Source organism: Pseudomonas putida (genome assembly GCF_028682395.1).
Classification (GTDB): Bacteria; Pseudomonadota; Gammaproteobacteria; order Pseudomonadales; family Pseudomonadaceae; genus Aquipseudomonas; species Aquipseudomonas putida_AB.
In genome coordinates this window covers 58,565-74,581 of sequence record NZ_JANHLC010000005.1, presented here as the reverse complement: position 1 = coordinate 74,581, position 16,017 = coordinate 58,565, and the positions used below count along the sequence as shown (strand labels likewise).

Here is a 16,017-nt window from a genome sequence, read left to right as displayed (position 1 = left end):
AGCGCCCGAGCCGGCGCCAGCTCATCAAAAAGGTCAACACATGAAACTGAGTTTCTCCGACGAGTTACAGCGCGACTTCGCCGCTGAATTTGCCATTGCCGACCGCGCCGCGCAGCAGGTGATGGCCCGCATCGACGGTAAGGACTATACGGTGTTGGAAGCCCATTCTCCGGGCCTCAAGGGCTTCAACTGGGCGAACTACATCAACCTCAGTTCGATCCGCATGGTGCGTGCGCTGCGCATGGTGCGCACGCACCTGCCGCCGGGCGCACGGGTGCTGGATTTCGGTGCCTATTTTGGCAACTGCTCGCTGATGCTGGCCCAAGCCGGTTACCAGGTCACGGCGCTGGACTCCTTCGACAGCTACGGTGCCTGCTTCGAAGAAAATCAGCGTTTGCTGCGCGAGCAAGGCGTGCAGGTGCAGAACTTCGCCGACTTCAAACCCGACGGTGGTTACGACGCCGTGGTTCTGATGGGCGTGATCGAGCATGTGCCGCATACCCCGCGCTTGCTGTTACAGGACCTGCATCGCGCGCTGGTTGCCGATGGCCTGCTGGTGCTCGACACGCCGAACCTGGCCTATATCTACAACCGCCAGAAGCTGGCGCGCGGGCAATCGATTCATCCGCCAATTCAAAGCCAGTTCGCCACCGAGTTGCCATTCGAAGGGCACCATCGAGAATATACTGCCGGCGAGATTGAATGGATGTTGAATGCCTCGGACTTCCGCGTGCTGGAGTCCGAGGCATTCAACTACAGCATCTACGGCCTCACAGAATTGATGGGTACCGATCTGGAAAACTACCAGGCCATGCTGGCAGACCCGAGCATGCGTGAGCTGCTGATTTATGCTGCACGCGCCGGTGCCGCCGAAGGAGTGGGTTAATGACTGTCGAGGGCCGGACTTCCTATGCCGATTGACCAGACTGCCGGGGACCTGGCGGGCGATCTTGCCCGCCTGATTGTTGCCCTGACGACACAGCCGAACGATGATGCCAGCGCGCCGCGCATGGCTATTGGCACGCCATTTAGCACCATGAGCCAGTCCGATTGGGGCGAGGCGGTGCAATGCTGGAACCGAGCCGGTCGCCCGCTGATCGAACAGTTGGAGGCGCGCGGCTGTCCGGCCTGTGGGGCTGTGCAGGATCAGCGGCCGATTTTTCAGTCCTACGATGGCTACGGCTATCAAGAATGCGGCCATTGCGGTTGCTGGCATGTGCCGCTGAAGGTTGATGCACATCTGTTCGAGCGTTTTTTTGCGCAATCTCCGCACGCGCTGGAGGTGCTGCAACGCTCGTTTCATAAGCGCTCGTCGGCAGAGAACCAGCAGGCTGACCTGGCCCGTTTCAATGACTACTTCACGCGCCTGAGCGTGCTGTTCGAGCAACGTCAGGGCCTGCGTTATCTGGATATGGGCTGCGGCCTGGGCAACTCGTTGGTCGCGGCCCGTGAGCACGGCTTCGATGGCCTGGGCGTGGAGTCGTCGCGCGAGTGCATCAAGCTCTGCGAAGAAGCCGGGTTGCAGGTGCTGCATGACGAGCAGACCCCGTCGGGACGGTTCGACCTGATCAGCTTCTGGGAATCGTTGGAGCATATGGTCGACCCCGCGCAGATGCTGCACAGTTGCCACCAGTTGCTGGCCGAAAACGGCGTGCTGGCCTTCACCATCCCCAATCTCGATTCACCGCTGCTGCGCGCCCAGCGCGGCGATTGCAGCGTGGTGCACGGCGGCTACGACACGCCGGGGCATATCAACCTGTTTGGCCCCGCTCAGGTGCGCCACTTGCTGGCGCGCTGCGGGTTCGAACTACTGCATATGGATGGCCAATACGGCATGAGCCTGCCGGAGCTGGTCGCCTATATGCTCGGCCGCCATCGCGGTGCCGCTGACCTGCTGGAAGGGCGTAGCCAGACGCAGGAACTGCCGGCCACTGCGCGTACCTTGCTGAATGCGATTGGCCCAGCCATTTCGTTGCTCGAGCGTTTTTCGCTGACCGCGCCGATTCTGTTTGTCGTGGCGTGTCGGCAGGAAGATGCCGCTGCCTTGACCGAGCACAAACGCGCCCTGGACCAACAGCGCCGCGTTGAAATGCTGGCGCAGGCCGAACCCATGGCCCATGCCGGTGCGCTCGCCCAGGAAAGCGAGCTAAGCCAACACGTGCAGCAGTTGCAGCAAGAGGCCCGCTGCGCCGCCGAGGCGCTGAGCCGGGAAGTCCTCGAGGCCCAGCAACACCGGGCGCAGACCGCCCAGGTGCAGCAGGAATTGCAGGACGAACTGCTGAACAGAAACGAGCAGTTGACCCGTATGGCCGAGGTTATCGCTCAGGAAACCGCCCATGCCACTGAGCGTGAGCGCGAACTGGGCGAGCTGCGTCTGGCCCTGGCGCACGCGGAACAGGAAGTCAGTCAGCGCAATGCCGCGCTCAGCGAATGCGCGCAACAGGCCCAGCAACTTCAGCAGCAGTTGGTGGCGGCGAACGATGACCAGACCCGGTTGCGGGCGCAACTGCAAGAGGCGGCCGACGCACACGCCACGCTGCAGGTGCAACTGCAGAAATCGGCCGACGAGCACGTCAGGTTGCACATGCAATCGCAGGACACAGCCAACAAGCACGCCAACCTGACGGCCCGGGTGCAACAGTTCAAGCACAGCCGGCGTTACCGGCTGACAGGTCTGCTGGCCAAGCTTTTGCGTCGCGAGCACGACCCCCTCAACAACAACGATCACTGAGAACAGTCGAATGTGTGGAATTACGGGCGCCTTCAATCCGCAGGCAAGGGTTTGCGATGACCAGACGTTGATCAACATGCGTGACCGCATGTTGCATCGTGGTCCGGATGGCGCAGGGATCTGGCGGGAACGGCAGGAGCGTTGCGTACTGGGGCATCGCCGGCTGTCCATCATCGACTTGTCCACCGCGGCCACCCAGCCGATGGCCAACGAAGATGCCACGGTGGTGCTGAGTTTCAACGGCGAGATCTACAATCATGTTCAGTTGCGTCGCGAGATTCACGCGATTCGACCGTTCAACTGGCGCACCGACCATTCCGACACCGAGGTGCTGCTGCGTGCCTACGAAGTGTGGGGCATCGATTGTGTACAGAAGCTGCATGGCATGTTTGCCTTTGCCATCTATGACGCGCGCAACCCCAATGCCCCGGTGCTGCACCTGGCCCGCGACCGTGCCGGCAAGAAGCCCTTGTACTTCAACCGTACCCGCAACGGTGAGTGGGTCTTCGCCTCGGAAATCCGCGCCCTGTTCGGCCACCCGGCGATTTCGCCAGAGATGGACCCGACGGCGTTCTCGCACTACCTGACCTTTATCGTTACGCCGGCGCCGCTGACCCTGTTTAAGGGCATCTTCAAGCTGCCGGCCGGGCATCGCATGACGATTGATGCCAACGGCAAAGCCAAGGCGCACAAGTACTGGGACTGCATCCCCAGTGCCGCTGATATCATCGAGCGCAGCGACGAACAGGCAGTCGCCGAGATGACCCACGTGCTGCGTCAGGCCGTCGAACGCCGGATGGTTTCCGACGTGCCGTTTGGCGTGCTGCTGTCCGGCGGAGTGGACTCCAGCCTCAACGTGGCGCTGATGAGTGAGTTGAGCAACGCGCCGGTGCGCACCTTCTCCATCGGCTACGACGGCGAAGAAGAAACCAACGAATTCAAATACGCCCGCCGCGTGGCCGAGCGCTATCGCACCGAACACCACGAGATGTCGATCAACCACCGTGACGCGCAGGACTTTCTGCCCGAGATGGTGCGCCTGCAGGATGAGCCGATCGCCGACAACGTGTGTATCCCGCTGTACTTCCTGTCCAAGCTGGTGCGTGACAACGGTACCACCGTGGTTCAGGTCGGCGAGGGCGCGGACGAGAACTTCCTCGGTTACTGGTGGTGTGACCACTACCGCGACAAAGCCATGAATATGTACAACCCGGCACTGCCCGGTGGCGGCATGCCTTGGTGGCGGCGCTTTGTCTCGCAGCCACGTGCGTTGCTGCCGGCCGTGACCACCGAGGACAAGGAAATCCAAAAACGCGCACGTGCCGGCCAGGAGTTGTTCTGGGGTGGCGCGGTGTGTTGGTGGGGCGGTATGCGCGACCAACTGACGCCCAACGCCGACGTATTCGCCAGCCAGATCGATTGCCCGGTTGAAGGCCTGTTGCCCGACTCCCATCGTGGCACCGACAGCCATGCGGTGGTGGAACACTACATGTCGCAGATCAACGGCAAGCTGCTGCAGCCTGATGTACTGCAGAAAATCCCGTACCTGGAAATGAAGCTGCGTCTGCCAGAGCATCTGCTGATGCGCGTCGACAAACTGACCATGGCGCATTCCATTGAGGCCCGTACGCCGTTTCTCGACCAGGATGTCATCGAGTTCGCCCGCACCCTGCACCCGCGCCACAAGCTGCGGGACGGTGTGGGCAAGCACGTGCTGAAAAAGGCTGCTGAGCCCTACCTCGACCACGACATGATCTATCGCAAAAAGCAGGGCTTCGGTGCGCCAATGGAAGCCTGGTTCAAGCAGGAAGACTTCGGGCGCCGCTGCATGGCTGCCTTCGAGCGTTCGCGCCTGGTGCGCGATGGCTTCTTCGACAACGACTACTTCCGCGACATGCTTAAGCATCAGATGGGCAGTGGAGGTGGCTACAGCTTCCACCTGTGGACCGTGCTCAATGCCGTGCTCTGGCATGAGTCGTGGATCGAGGGGCGCACCGATTGCTTCTGATGCCGTTTGCGAGAGCCTAAGACGATGTGTGGAGTTTGTGGAGTATTCGTCGCACAAGGAGGGGCAGCGGTTAGCGAAGCGTTGCTAACCCGCATGCGTGACAGCTTGCATCACCGTGGGCCGGATGCGGCCGGGCTGTGGTTGGATGCGTCCAGGCGTTTGGGCCTGGGGCATCGACGCCTGTCGATTGTTGACCTTGATGCAAGCTCCACCCAGCCGATGGCAGATGTCGAGCAGTCTGTGGTGGTGGCCTTCAATGGCGAAATCTACAACCACGTGGCATTGCGCTGTGAGCTGGAAGTGGCAGGCTATGGCTTTCGTACCGCGCATTCGGACACCGAGGTGCTGGTGCACGGTTACCGTGCCTGGGGCTGGGAGGGCTTGTTGCAGCGCCTTCGCGGCATGTTCGCCATTGCCTTGTGGGATAACCGCCACCGCTTGCTGTACCTGGGCCGCGACCGGGTGGGTATCAAGCCGCTGTACCTGCACGCCAGTGGCGGACGCCTACTGTTCGCTTCGGAGATCAAGGCAATCCTGCAGGTGCCCGACGTGGTGCGCGACATCGACCCGACGGCGATGTACCACTACCTCAGCGGCATGGTTGCGCCCGCACCGCTGACGATGTTTCGCGGTATTCAGAAGCTGCCGGCCGGCTGTTACTTGCAGGTCGGTGACGATGGCCGTATCGCCTTTACGCGTTACTGGCACCCGGCGCTGAATACTCCGGTGCAGCCGGCAAACCGCGAAGACGCGGTGCGCGGCATTCGCGTGGGTTTCGATGAGGCGGTTGTCGAGCATATGTCCGCCGACGTGCCTGTCGGCGTGCTGCTCTCCGGTGGTGTGGATTCCACCTCGCTTCTGGCCGGCATGGCGGCGCAGGCGAGTGGCCCCGTGCATTCGTTTTCAGTTGGCTACGACGGCTTTCCGGGCATGGACGAGCGCGAATATGCCCGTGATATGGCCCGGCATTTTGGCGCCGAGCACCACGAAATTCTGGTCACCCAGCAGTCCTTCGAAGAGTCCTGGGCCGACATTCTCTATCACCAGGATGAGCCGCTGGCCGACTGGGTGTGCGCGCCGCTCTACCATGTGTCCAAGCTGGCTGCCGGGCAGGTCAAGGCTGTGCTGGTGGGCGAGGGCGCCGATGAACTGTTTGCCGGGTACAACGGCTATCTGCGTTATCTGCACCTGCACCGACGCATCTGGCAGCCCTATCGCCAGCTCCCATCTGCCGTGCGTCGCGGTGTGGCTTGGTTGGCCGAGCATGCTGGGCGAGATGGCCTGGCCCGCGCCTCGGGGCTGGACTTTCTGATTCGCGCCAGCCGCGACAAGGAATGCTTCTGGGGCGGGGCGGCGACCTTCTGGGAAATCCAGAAGAACGCTTTGCTCAACACCGCTGCCATCGACTTTGCCGGTAGTACCGGGCCGCTGGATGACAGTGCGCTGCGCATGGCTGACAGCAATGCTGTGATGGCGGCAGCAGCGGCGCTGTTGCCGGCCGGGGACAGCGAGCAATTGCGCCGTATGACCCAGCTGGAGCTCAGCTATCGCCTGCCCGAACTGTTGCTGATGCGCGTGGATAAGATGACCATGGCGCACTCGCTGGAAGCGCGCGTGCCATTTCTTGATCACCGTCTGGTCGAGGCCGCCTGCGTTTTGCCGGCGCATTGGAAGCTGGAAGGCGGGAGGCCCAAGTCAGTGTTCAAGGATGCCGTGCGCGGGCTGATTCCCGACCGGGTTATCGACCGTCCCAAAGTGGGCTTTGGCGCCCCGGTGGCGCATTGGCTGAAGGGCGAGTTCGGTCGTCGGGTGGAGCACGAAATCAACCAGTGCGCGCTGTTCCAGCGCGGCTGGTTTAACCCAGGCTACATTCGCCAGATGTTCGAAGCGCACCGCAGCGGGCGTGGAGACTACGGCACCAATCTGTGGGTGCTTTACAACCTGGCCGGTTGGTATGACCGCTGGATCGACACGCCAAACGTACAGGAGGAGCGCTGAGATGGCCGCCCACCTGTTGCTCTGCGATGGCGCCGTCCCGGCGGAGCTGGTGCTGCCGGCCGACGTCGAAACCTGGTCGCATGCCGATTTCGCCGCCACCGTGCGCGGCCCTGGTATACGCCGGCACCTGCTGCGTTATGCTTCGGTGACCCTGGTGTTGCCGCACCTTGGCCTGCGCTCGCGGCCGTTGCTGGTGATGGCGGTACTGCGCCTGCTTAGCCATGGCAGGGTGCTGATGGTCGATGCCCAACAGCGCCAGTTGAAGGTTGGGCCCGTGGTGCTGCTGCGCCGGGCGTTGACCACATTGGGCGAGGCGCTGCGCCTACCTGGTGTGCTGGCCTCGGTTAGCCGCGAACTGGCTGAACTGCGCAGCCGTGCACCTGGCCGCCGGGCGAGCGCGCCGCAAGCCGGGGCTGCGTGCCTGTACCTGAAGACCGACCTGTGGTTTTCCACTCAGGTGGGTGGCTCGGTGACGCATATGGCAGGCGTGGTCAATAACCTGGAACAGACCACGGGCGTGGTGCCCTGGGTGTTTGCCACGGCCGCAAACCCGATTGTCGATCCGGCCATCAACATTCACGCGCTATTGCCCGCTTCACGCTTCTGGGATTTTCGTGAAGTACCGGCGTTGCTGTTCAGCCGCTCGGCCAGCGCCGAGGTCTGTGCGCTATTGGGCAGTGAGCGGCCTTCGTTTATCTACCAGCGTTACAGCCTGAACAACTATGCCGGCGCCAAACTGGCACTGGCGTTGAATGTGCCGCTGGTGACCGAGTACAACGGTTCGGAAGTCTGGATCAGCCAGCACTGGGGCACGCCGGTGGTGCGCCTGGCGCTGTCTGAACAGGTTGAGCAGCTTAACCTGGAAGCCGCCGATCTGATCGTTGTGGTCAGCGATGTGCTGCGCCAGGAGTTGCTGGGGCGTGGTGTGCCTGCCGAGCGGATTCTGGTCAATGCCAATGGCGTCGACGCGAGCGCTTTCCACCCGGATATCGACGCGACAGACTTGCGCCGCCACCTGGGTCTGGAGGGCAAAACGGTGATCGGTTTTATCGGCACCTTCGGCCCGTGGCATGGCACGGAAGAGCTGGTCGAAGCTTTTGCCCTACTGCTGGAAAGCCAGCCGCACCGCCGTGACGAGCTGCGCCTGTTGCTGGTGGGGCAGGGCGCCCGGCATGCGGCGGCGCTGGCGCTCGCAACGCGGTTGGGTGTGTTGCAACAGTGCCTGTTCATCGGGCAGGTGCCGCAAAAACAGGCGCCGGATTACCTGGCTTGTTGTGATGTGCTGGCCGCGCCCCATGTCCCCAACCCGGACGGCACGCCGTTCTTTGGCTCGCCGACCAAACTCTTCGAGTACATGGCCATGGGGCGGCCCATCGTAGCCTCGGCGCTGGGGCAGATTCAGCAGGTGCTGCGGCATGGCGACAGTGCCTGGCTGGTTGGGCCGGGCCAGCCGGCGGCATTGGCCGAGGGCCTGGCGCAGGTGCTGGAGCAACCGCAACTCGGGCGTTCTCTGGGAGCGCGGGCGCGGCAGGATGTGCTGGATCAGCACACCTGGCGCCACCATACCCAGCGGATCGTCGCTGCCCTTGAGGGCGTTTGCCCATGAGTTGGCCGACCCGTATCCGTCGCTTGTTGCGCTATCCGCCGGCAGAGATTGCCCGCCGCTTAAGTGCCTACGTACTGCGTAATGAGGCGGCAATCAGGCTGCAAGTCCGGGACCGCTTTTTGCCGACCTTTGGCGACGAGGCAGTAGAACAACCGCTACAGGCGCTCTTACCGCCCTTCAGTGCGGCGCAGTTGGCACCTTGGCGTGCGGCGCTGGCGGTCGACAGCGAACGCCTGCTGGCCCACCGTTTCGACCTGCTCGGCGCGTGGGATGTACAGCCGGCTGCCGGGTTCCGCGCGGCCGGGCTGGAAGGGCATCACTACGATATGCCGGCGAGCGTGGGCGTCAATCCCGCCAACCGGCGTCATGCAGAGCGCTTGCAACGCCTGATTTCACCTGGCTACCAAGCTATCGACTGGCATCTGGACCTGCGCTCTGGTTATCGCTGGTCGCCGCTTACCCCCTCGGCACTGATTCGCTACGGCCATCTGCCGGGTGTCGACGTGAAGCTGCCCTGGGAGTTGGCGCGCATGCAGCATGCGCCCCGGCTGGCCCTGGCCGCTGCTGTAGAAAAATTGGCCGGCAACCCGGTGCGGGCCGAACAACTACGCCTGGAGTTGCAGAACCAGGTGCTGGATTTTATCGCCGCCAACCCGCCGCGCTTTGGCGTCAACTGGTCGTGCACCATGGACGTGGGCATTCGCATCGCCAACCTGCTACTCGCCTACGACATCGTGGTCGCCGCCGGCATGGGCTTCACGCCGGCCTTCGACCGTGAGTTCAGGCGCAGCGTGGTGGCCCATGGGCGGCATATCGTCACCCATCTGGAATGGTTCGCGCATCTGCGCAGCAACCACTACCTGGCCAACCTGGCCGGCTTGCTGTTTGTTGCCGCCTACTTGCCGCCGAGCGATGAAAGCGACGCCTGGCTGATGCTGGCCGCCAATGAACTAGGCAAGGAACTGTTTGTGCAGTTCCAGGCAGACGGCAGCAACTTCGAGGCCTCCACCAGCTATCACCGCTTGTCTGCAGAGCTGGTGCTGTTTCCCGCTGTGCTGGCACGGCGTGTGGCATCACGTCTGCAAGCGCTGAGCCCGGCCATGCTCGATAACGGCCTGGATGCTTCGGGCCCCGGTTTGCTTCCAGCCCAGCGCAGCGTGCCGGCGACCCATGCGTTGCACTCCGACGAGGTGCTGCGCCACCTGGTGCGCATGGGCGATTTTTCCCGGGCGATTACCCGCCCGGATGGCGGCGTTGCCCAGATTGGCGACAACGACAGCGGGCGCTTCTTTACGCTCACCCCTAGCGCGCAGCCTGACGCGCCCTGGGCTGATGGGCATGGCGTATTTATCGACTGTGTGGCGCAGTTGCGAGAGGGTGTGAGCCTGCCGCCCGTTTCGCTGGATGCGCTGATCGTGCGCACGCTGCTTGGCCCGTTGGCGCCAGGGCAGGGTGGGGAACCCGAAGCGCCGCTGACAGCGCTGTGTGCGTTCGATGATTTCGGTCTGTATGTCTATCGTCGCCCACGGCTTTGGCTAGCGCTGCGTTGCGGCTCGGTGGGGCAATTGGGCAACGGCGGCCATGCGCACAACGATCAGTTGTCGCTGGAGGCCTGCTTTGACGGGGTGCCGTTTATTGTCGATCCCGGCACCTACGTCTATACGGCTCTACCCGAGCAGCGCAATGCCTTGCGTTCCACTCGTGCGCACGCCACTTTGAGCGCCGCGTCCGGCGAGCAAAATGGCTGGCTGGCGGGCGTTACCGGGTTGTTCAGCCTGTCGCGGGTGGCGCCTACCCGGATGCTGCAAGCCAGCGAACACGATTTTGTGGGCGAGCATGACGGCTTTGCCGCGACGCATCGCCGTAGCGTGGCGTTTCTCGACGATGGCGTTGAGGTGACCGATGAACACGCCGGCATAGGTGAACTGGCCTTTCCGCTGGCCCCGCAGGTAAAGGCGCAACGCGATGGCCAGGATTGGCTACTACTCGCTGACGGCTGCAAGGTTCGGCTACAAATTTCGGCCTGGCCAAGCATTGTGGAGACGGCAGTGTATTCCCCCGGTTATGGCTGCAAGGTGGAGACTCAGGTGATCCGTGTTCGTGACATTCCCGCGCGGTGCGTCTGGAGCCTGCGTTTGGTGGAGCCCGCCCATGGTTAAGCGCATGCTGCACATAGGTATTCACTGTTGGACTTCGCCGATGCGCGTGGGCAGTCATGCTATTGCCAGCCAGTTCGTCGAGCAGGGTTGGGAGGTGGCGTATGTCGCGGCACCGATCACCCCGCTTAACTTTCTGCATCCGGGCTCTTCAGTGTTTCAAGCGCGCTTGCAGGAGTACCGCGCGGGTGGGCAACGCGACCTCGACGACAAGCTGTGGCATTACGTGCCGTTCTCGCTGTTGGCACCCTCCAATCGGTGTTTTTTTCGCGCACCCTGGCTGTTTTTCCACTGGAATAAACTGAGTTGGCCGAACGCCAGCCGCGTGGTGCGAGATGCTGGGTTCGGTGAGGTGGATGTGCTGTTTTTGGACAGCATTTACCAACCGGCCTGGCTCGATGAGATTAGCTACAAACGCTGTGTGATGCGCCTGGCCGACTACAACTGCGGCTTCGATGGCTACGCCGCCGGCGCGCGGCAAAGTGAAATGCACACACTGGCGCGTGCCGATCTGGTGGTCACGGCGTCGCGCGGTATGGCGCAATGGGCCACTGAGCACGGCGCGCGGGAGGTGATGCACGTGCCCAATGGCGTGGACTGCGAGCGCTTTGCCGGGCTACCAGCGGTGCCTGAGGAATATGCGGCGCTGGCGGGGCCGATTGCGGTGTTTGTCGGAGATATCAGCAGTTGGGTCGACTTGGCGCTGGTCGAGGCCTGTGCGCGGGAGCTGCGCGCGGTGAATTTTGTGCTGATCGGCCCTTGTACTAATGCTCCGGCGGGCATGCCGGACAATGTGCATTTCCTGGGAGTGAGGCCGCACTCGCAACTGGCCGGCTACTTGCGGCATGCGCAGGTCGGCCTGATCCCCTTTCATTCGCCAAGCCGCAGCCCGCTGGTGGCGCATATTCATCCGCTGAAACTCTATGAGTACCTGGCCTGCGGCTTACCCGTGGTGTCCACCCGTTGGGCTGAATTGGAAAGCCTGAACAGCCCTGCCGTGCTGTGTTCGTCGAGCGACGAATTTGTTGCGGCGGTGCAGGCGGCGCTGACGCAAACCGGCGAGGCCGAGCGTTATCAGCAGTATGCGCAATCGGCTTCCTGGCCCCGACGTTTGGCCCCCTTGATGGCGTGGGTGGAGTAAGCGATGAGTCACTACGTTCTCTACGATTATTTGCAGGTCAGCGGTGGCGCGGAGCGCTTGTCCATTGACCTGACCCAGGGCTTGCCGGGTTATCAGTTGGTAGTATCGCGAGTATTTGAGCAGGCGCGTTATCTGGCGGCGGAGCAGGCCTTGGGCGCTGAGGGCTTGCGTTGCCTGGGCTCGGCCAGCACCGGTGCGTTGCCGCGTGTGGCCGAGGCGCTGGCCTGCTTTACCTCGCGCACCAGTTTTCTGCGTGACGCGCAGACGGTGATTTACAGCGGCCTGTACGCGCCCCTGGCGGTGCACAACCAGATCAGCGGTAAGCGGATTTATTACTGCCACACGCCGCCGCGCTATATCTATGACTGGCGCGAGCGTTATCTACAGCGTTTTGCCGCCCCGTTGCGCCCGCTGGCGGTAGTGGCCTTTGGTGCGTTGCAACGGCGCTACGAAGATGCGTTGGCACAAATGGATTGTGTGATTAGCAACTCGGAAAATGTGCGTCAGCGCTTACGCCTGCACGTTGGGTTGGAGTCGCAGGTGATTCACCCGCCGGTGGATACCGAACGTTTCATATGGACTGAGCAGGGCGATTACTTCGTCTCCCTGGCCAGGCTGGAAGCACACAAACGCGTGGATACTATTATCCAGGCCTTTCTCGGCCTGCCCGATCAGCACCTGGTGATCGCCTCCGGCGGTCGTGACGAGCTGCGCTTGCGGCAAATGGCCGCCGGTGCGCCGAATATCCGTTTCACCGGCTGGCAGGACGAAGCCAGCCTACGCGCCTGCGTGGGCGGCGCCCGGGCAGCGATCTATGTGCCGACTGATGAAGATTTCGGCATGTCGCCGGTGGAAGCCATGGCGGCCGGAAAACCGGTGATCGGTGTGCGTGAAGGCGGTTTGCTGGAAACCGTGGTGGACGGCGAAACGGGCCTGTTGCTGGCGTCTGAATTGAACGTGGCGTCGCTGCGCGAGGCCATCGGCACCTTGAGCCCTGCCCGAGCACTGGCCATGCGTGGCGCGTGCGAGTGGCAGGCCCAAAAATTCTCGAAAAGAACCTTTGTAGAACGCATGGAGGCGGTTGTTCGGAACTCATGAAAGTACTTCATTTTTATAAAACCTCGGTGCCTGGCTCGATGGGTGGAATCGAGCAGGTTATTCACCAGATCGGTCTGGGTGCTGCCAAGCAAGGCGTGCAAACGGACGTGCTGTCGTTGACCAGCAAAAACGCGCCGCGCACGGTGGATGCGGGTGGTTACCTGGTGCATCACGCTAGGATGGATGTGCAGATTGCCTCCACCGGCTTCTCGATTTCGGCGCTCTTGCGCTTCTTCCAACTGGCCCGCCGGGCTGACGTGATTCACTACCACTTCCCGTGGCCGTTTATGGATCTGGTGCATTTCCTCACCCGGATCAACAAGCCGACGGTGGTGACGTATCACTCGGACATCATTCGTCAGAAGCATTTGCTGAAACTCTACCGCCCGCTCAAGCACTTGTTCTTGAATGACGTCGACCGCATCGTCGCCACCTCGCCCAACTACCTGGCCACCAGCCAGGTGTTGGCGCGCTACCGCGACAAGGTGTCGGTGATTCCCATTGGCCTGGACCGTGAAACCTACCCCAAGGCTGACCCGCAAACGCTGAGCCGCTGGCGTGAGAAAGTGGGGCCCAAGTTTTTTCTGTTCGTCGGTGTGCTGCGTTACTACAAAGGCCTGCACATCCTGATGGAAGCCGCCAAGGGGACCGAGTTTCCGATTGTTATCGTCGGTGCAGGGCCGATCGAGGACGAACTCAAAGAGCAGGCTCGCTCCCTGCGGCTGAGTAACGTGCACTTCTTCGGCCAGTTGCCAGAGAGCGACAAGGTGGCGCTGCTGGAGCTCAGTTACGCGGTGGTGTTTCCCTCGCACCTGCGTTCGGAGGCGTTTGGTATCTCGTTGCTGGAAGGCGCGATGTATGGGAAACCGATGATTTCCAGCGAGATAGGTACAGGTACGACCTTTATCAATATCTCTGGTGAAACTGGACTAGTTATGCCGCCGGGCGATCCGGCGGCCCTAAGAGGCGCGATGCAATACCTATGGGAGCACCCGGAAGATGCGCGTATTTTGGGACTGCAAGCAGAAGAGCGTTACTGGAAATACTTCACAGCTGACCGTATGGTGACCGACTACATCACCCTCTACCGTGAGCTGGTGCAAGGTCGTTGAGAGGCTGATCTAACAATGCATATTTTGGTTTCTCTACGCGATTTCATTTCAGTGAAGCAATACGCTTTGGTCGCTGCCGGAAACTCGATTTGACCAACCATCCGCTCCCTGCCATATCGGTTGGGCTTTTACGGTTTTCGTATTTTCGAAAGATCGTTGCCCTTTGCGGGGTTTATATGACGCCGGCGACACTCGAAGGCGTCGTCTGCCATGATCCCCACATTCCAAGCCTGAATTTGATCCCCGATGCAGTGCTCTCGATCTCTTTCTGGAGCCAGCCCCGCCATGATGCGTCTCGACGCCAAAGTCGAAAAAGTGTAGCTCTACCCCCAGCCGGTGGGATTGCGAAAGTCCATCGGCGGCCTCGCGGCCTTGGTCGAGCTGGATAGATACGCCGCAACTGGCGCTTTTTAACGAACCCGAAAGCGAGCCTATGCCGCTAGTGGGCGCCGCAGATGAAGAAGTTGTTAAGCCGACACCACTCCGCGGCAAACGCCAGCCGTTGTCGGCTGAGCTGCCGCGCATTGAAGTTATGGCGGGTGTGGAGCGACTGGCGTGCATGCCCCATGCGCGACGCAAGTTCGTGGACGCGCAAAAAGTGCAGCTCAGCGTGTTCGGCGACGACGCTAAGTAAGGCGAGGGGACGTTGCAGGGCTGGATGTTGATGGTGTGCGTGATGCCTTGCAGGAGCGAGTCTCGCTCGCCCCTGCAGTTGTTGGGCATTGATCTTCGGGGGTTACTTGCCGAACGGCACCGGGTGCGGGGTGTCTGTCGACGATGGCGGCAGGATCGGTAGTTTGAAGTCAGGCTGATCGCCGGTCAGGGTTTTGAGGAATGCGACGATCTGGCCGACTTCCTCGTGGTTCAGCTTGCGCCCCAGTTGCAGGCGGGCCATCACGTCCACCGCGTCTTCGAGTTTCCAGTACGCCCCGTCGTGGAAGTAGGGGTAGGTCAGCTCGACGTTGCGCAAGGTTGGCACTTTGAAGCGCATGCGGTCGGCATCCTTGCCCGTCAGGCCGGCAATGCCCTCGGCAGGGTTCTTGGTGACGTAGGGTTCGACCAAGCCCATTTTTTGCATCGAGTTGCCGCCCACCGCCTCGCCGTTATGGCAGGCCACACAGCCAGTGTTTTTGAACAGCTCGTAGCCTTTCAGGGCCGTTGGGCTGATGGCGCTTTTGTCGCCCTTGAGCCAGCGGTCAAAGGGCGCATTGGGGGTGACCAGGGTTTCTTCGAACGCGGCCAGGGCATCGGTGATTTCATCGATATTGACGTTGTCGTTGCCATAGACCGCCTTGAAGGCCTCGCGGTATTGGGGGATGGAGCGCAGGACGTCGGCCGCCAGATCGTGGGTGAAGCCCATTTCTCCCGGGTTGGCAATCGGTCCGCCTGCCTGCTCCTTGAGCGTGGCGGCACGGCCATCCCAGAACTGGACGATGTTCATGCTGGAGTTGAGGACGGTCGGCGAGTTGATCGGCCCTTCATGCCAGTTGTGCCCGATGGAGGTCGGCAGGTTATCGCTGCCGCCCATGCTCAGGTTGTGGCAGGAGTTGCAGGAGATAAACCCCGATTTGGACAGTCGTGGATCGAAAAACAGCTTTTTCCCCAGCTCCACCTTGGCCGGGTTGGTAATGACGGCCGGCTTTACCGGCGTAATGGGTTCATTGCTCGGCACGGTGGCCCATGCCTGTGCCCCTGACATCAGGCCAACGATGACTACCAACGATCTGATCACGGCTTATCCCCTAGGGTTATGATTTTTCTTAACCATGCGTGATGTAGGGAAATAGCTCAGTGATGCAGGTCAAGGGAGCCTGTGCATGATCCCGCTTTTGCTGGGTCAGCCTGGTGGTGGGCCGTGGCTATTGCGCAACAATTGCCGGATCGGGACAAGTTTGGCGAAGTGCGGCCGATAGCCTGGGCAACAGATTCAATGACCGCCTCGATGGAGCGAGCGGAACAGGCCCTCAGGCGCCCTGCAAGGGCGAGGGGGCTTGGGGGCTTGCCGTGGTTTTCCGGCCGTCTTGCGACTCCCGAGTGCCCTGGACGCCCTTGAAATAGACGGCGGGCGTGAAGAGTGCTCGGTTTGTGTAAATTTGCTTGATAGCCTATGGCCGCTAGTTATTATCGGCGCGCCAAAATGGATAGCGAAGCTGGACCCGTCCCTGCA

At 61.7% G+C, this 16,017-nt stretch carries 10 protein-coding genes and 1 pseudogene; 10 read left to right on the top strand and 1 reads right to left on the bottom strand.

Translation table 11 applies throughout. The features are described from left to right. Nucleotides 1-40 precede the first annotated feature (40 nt). From NPS46_RS14185 to NPS46_RS25385, 10 genes and pseudogenes are all read left to right on the top strand, one after another. On the top strand, nucleotides 41-886 hold the full coding sequence (locus NPS46_RS14185) for a class I SAM-dependent methyltransferase (RefSeq protein WP_274108185.1): 846 nt from the start codon (nucleotides 41-43) through the stop codon (nucleotides 884-886). Between the two features lie 24 nt (nucleotides 887-910). Further along, nucleotides 911-2,731, top strand: coding sequence for a methyltransferase domain-containing protein (locus tag NPS46_RS14180; protein WP_274108184.1), 1,821 nt, complete (start codon nucleotides 911-913; stop codon nucleotides 2,729-2,731). A 10-nt stretch (nucleotides 2,732-2,741) separates the two neighbouring features. Next, nucleotides 2,742-4,739: an asparagine synthase (glutamine-hydrolyzing) gene (gene asnB, locus NPS46_RS14175; RefSeq protein ID WP_274108183.1), complete on the top strand. Its 1,998-nt coding sequence runs from the start codon at nucleotides 2,742-2,744 to the stop codon at nucleotides 4,737-4,739. Nucleotides 4,740-4,763: 24 nt separating this feature from the next. Next, complete coding sequence (gene asnB, locus NPS46_RS14170) at nucleotides 4,764-6,737, top strand: asparagine synthase (glutamine-hydrolyzing) (RefSeq protein ID WP_274108182.1); 1,974 nt, start codon at nucleotides 4,764-4,766, stop codon at nucleotides 6,735-6,737. Between the two features lies 1 nt (nucleotide 6,738). Further along, complete coding sequence (locus NPS46_RS14165) at nucleotides 6,739-8,343, top strand: glycosyltransferase (RefSeq protein ID WP_274108181.1); 1,605 nt, start codon at nucleotides 6,739-6,741, stop codon at nucleotides 8,341-8,343. After that, nucleotides 8,340-10,502 carry a heparinase II/III family protein gene (locus NPS46_RS14160; protein WP_274108180.1) on the top strand — a complete coding sequence of 721 codons (2,163 nt, stop codon included), beginning with the start codon at nucleotides 8,340-8,342 and terminating at the stop codon, nucleotides 10,500-10,502. Before NPS46_RS14165 ends, NPS46_RS14160 begins: the two co-directional genes overlap by 4 nt. Continuing rightward, nucleotides 10,495-11,640: a glycosyltransferase family protein gene (locus NPS46_RS14155; RefSeq protein ID WP_274108179.1), complete on the top strand. Its 1,146-nt coding sequence runs from the start codon at nucleotides 10,495-10,497 to the stop codon at nucleotides 11,638-11,640. Before NPS46_RS14160 ends, NPS46_RS14155 begins: the two co-directional genes overlap by 8 nt. 3 nt (nucleotides 11,641-11,643) lie before the next feature. Further along, complete coding sequence (locus NPS46_RS14150; RefSeq protein ID WP_274108177.1) at nucleotides 11,644-12,738, top strand: glycosyltransferase; 1,095 nt, start codon at nucleotides 11,644-11,646, stop codon at nucleotides 12,736-12,738. Continuing rightward, nucleotides 12,735-13,850, top strand: a complete 1,116-nt coding sequence (locus tag NPS46_RS14145; protein WP_274108176.1) for a glycosyltransferase family 4 protein — start codon at nucleotides 12,735-12,737, stop codon at nucleotides 13,848-13,850. The genes NPS46_RS14150 and NPS46_RS14145 overlap by 4 nt, the downstream gene beginning before the upstream one ends. Nucleotides 13,851-14,238: 388 nt before the next feature. Further along, a pseudogene (locus tag NPS46_RS25385) lies at nucleotides 14,239-14,385 on the top strand (hypothetical protein); the annotation flags it as partial. A 201-nt stretch (nucleotides 14,386-14,586) separates the two neighbouring features. On the opposite strand, the gene NPS46_RS14140 reads toward NPS46_RS25385, so the two are convergent. Continuing rightward, complete coding sequence (locus tag NPS46_RS14140; protein ID WP_274108175.1) at nucleotides 14,587-15,582, bottom strand: cytochrome-c peroxidase; 996 nt, start codon at nucleotides 15,580-15,582, stop codon at nucleotides 14,587-14,589. Nucleotides 15,583-16,017: the final 435 nt, after the last annotated feature.

Bases quoted from the DNA above. Each gene is read 5' to 3' on its own strand.
- NPS46_RS14185 (WP_274108185.1), top strand. From the start codon at position 41: ATGAAACTGAGTTTCTCCGACGAGTTACAGCGCGACTTCGCCGCTGAA.
- NPS46_RS14180 (WP_274108184.1), top strand. From the start codon at position 911: ATGCCGATTGACCAGACTGCCGGGGACCTGGCGGGCGATCTTGCCCGC.
- asnB (WP_274108183.1), top strand. From the start codon at position 2,742: ATGTGTGGAATTACGGGCGCCTTCAATCCGCAGGCAAGGGTTTGCGAT.
- asnB (WP_274108182.1), top strand. From the start codon at position 4,764: ATGTGTGGAGTTTGTGGAGTATTCGTCGCACAAGGAGGGGCAGCGGTT.
- NPS46_RS14165 (WP_274108181.1), top strand. From the start codon at position 6,739: ATGGCCGCCCACCTGTTGCTCTGCGATGGCGCCGTCCCGGCGGAGCTG.
- NPS46_RS14160 (WP_274108180.1), top strand. From the start codon at position 8,340: ATGAGTTGGCCGACCCGTATCCGTCGCTTGTTGCGCTATCCGCCGGCA.
- NPS46_RS14155 (WP_274108179.1), top strand. From the start codon at position 10,495: ATGGTTAAGCGCATGCTGCACATAGGTATTCACTGTTGGACTTCGCCG.
- NPS46_RS14150 (WP_274108177.1), top strand. From the start codon at position 11,644: ATGAGTCACTACGTTCTCTACGATTATTTGCAGGTCAGCGGTGGCGCG.
- NPS46_RS14145 (WP_274108176.1), top strand. From the start codon at position 12,735: ATGAAAGTACTTCATTTTTATAAAACCTCGGTGCCTGGCTCGATGGGT.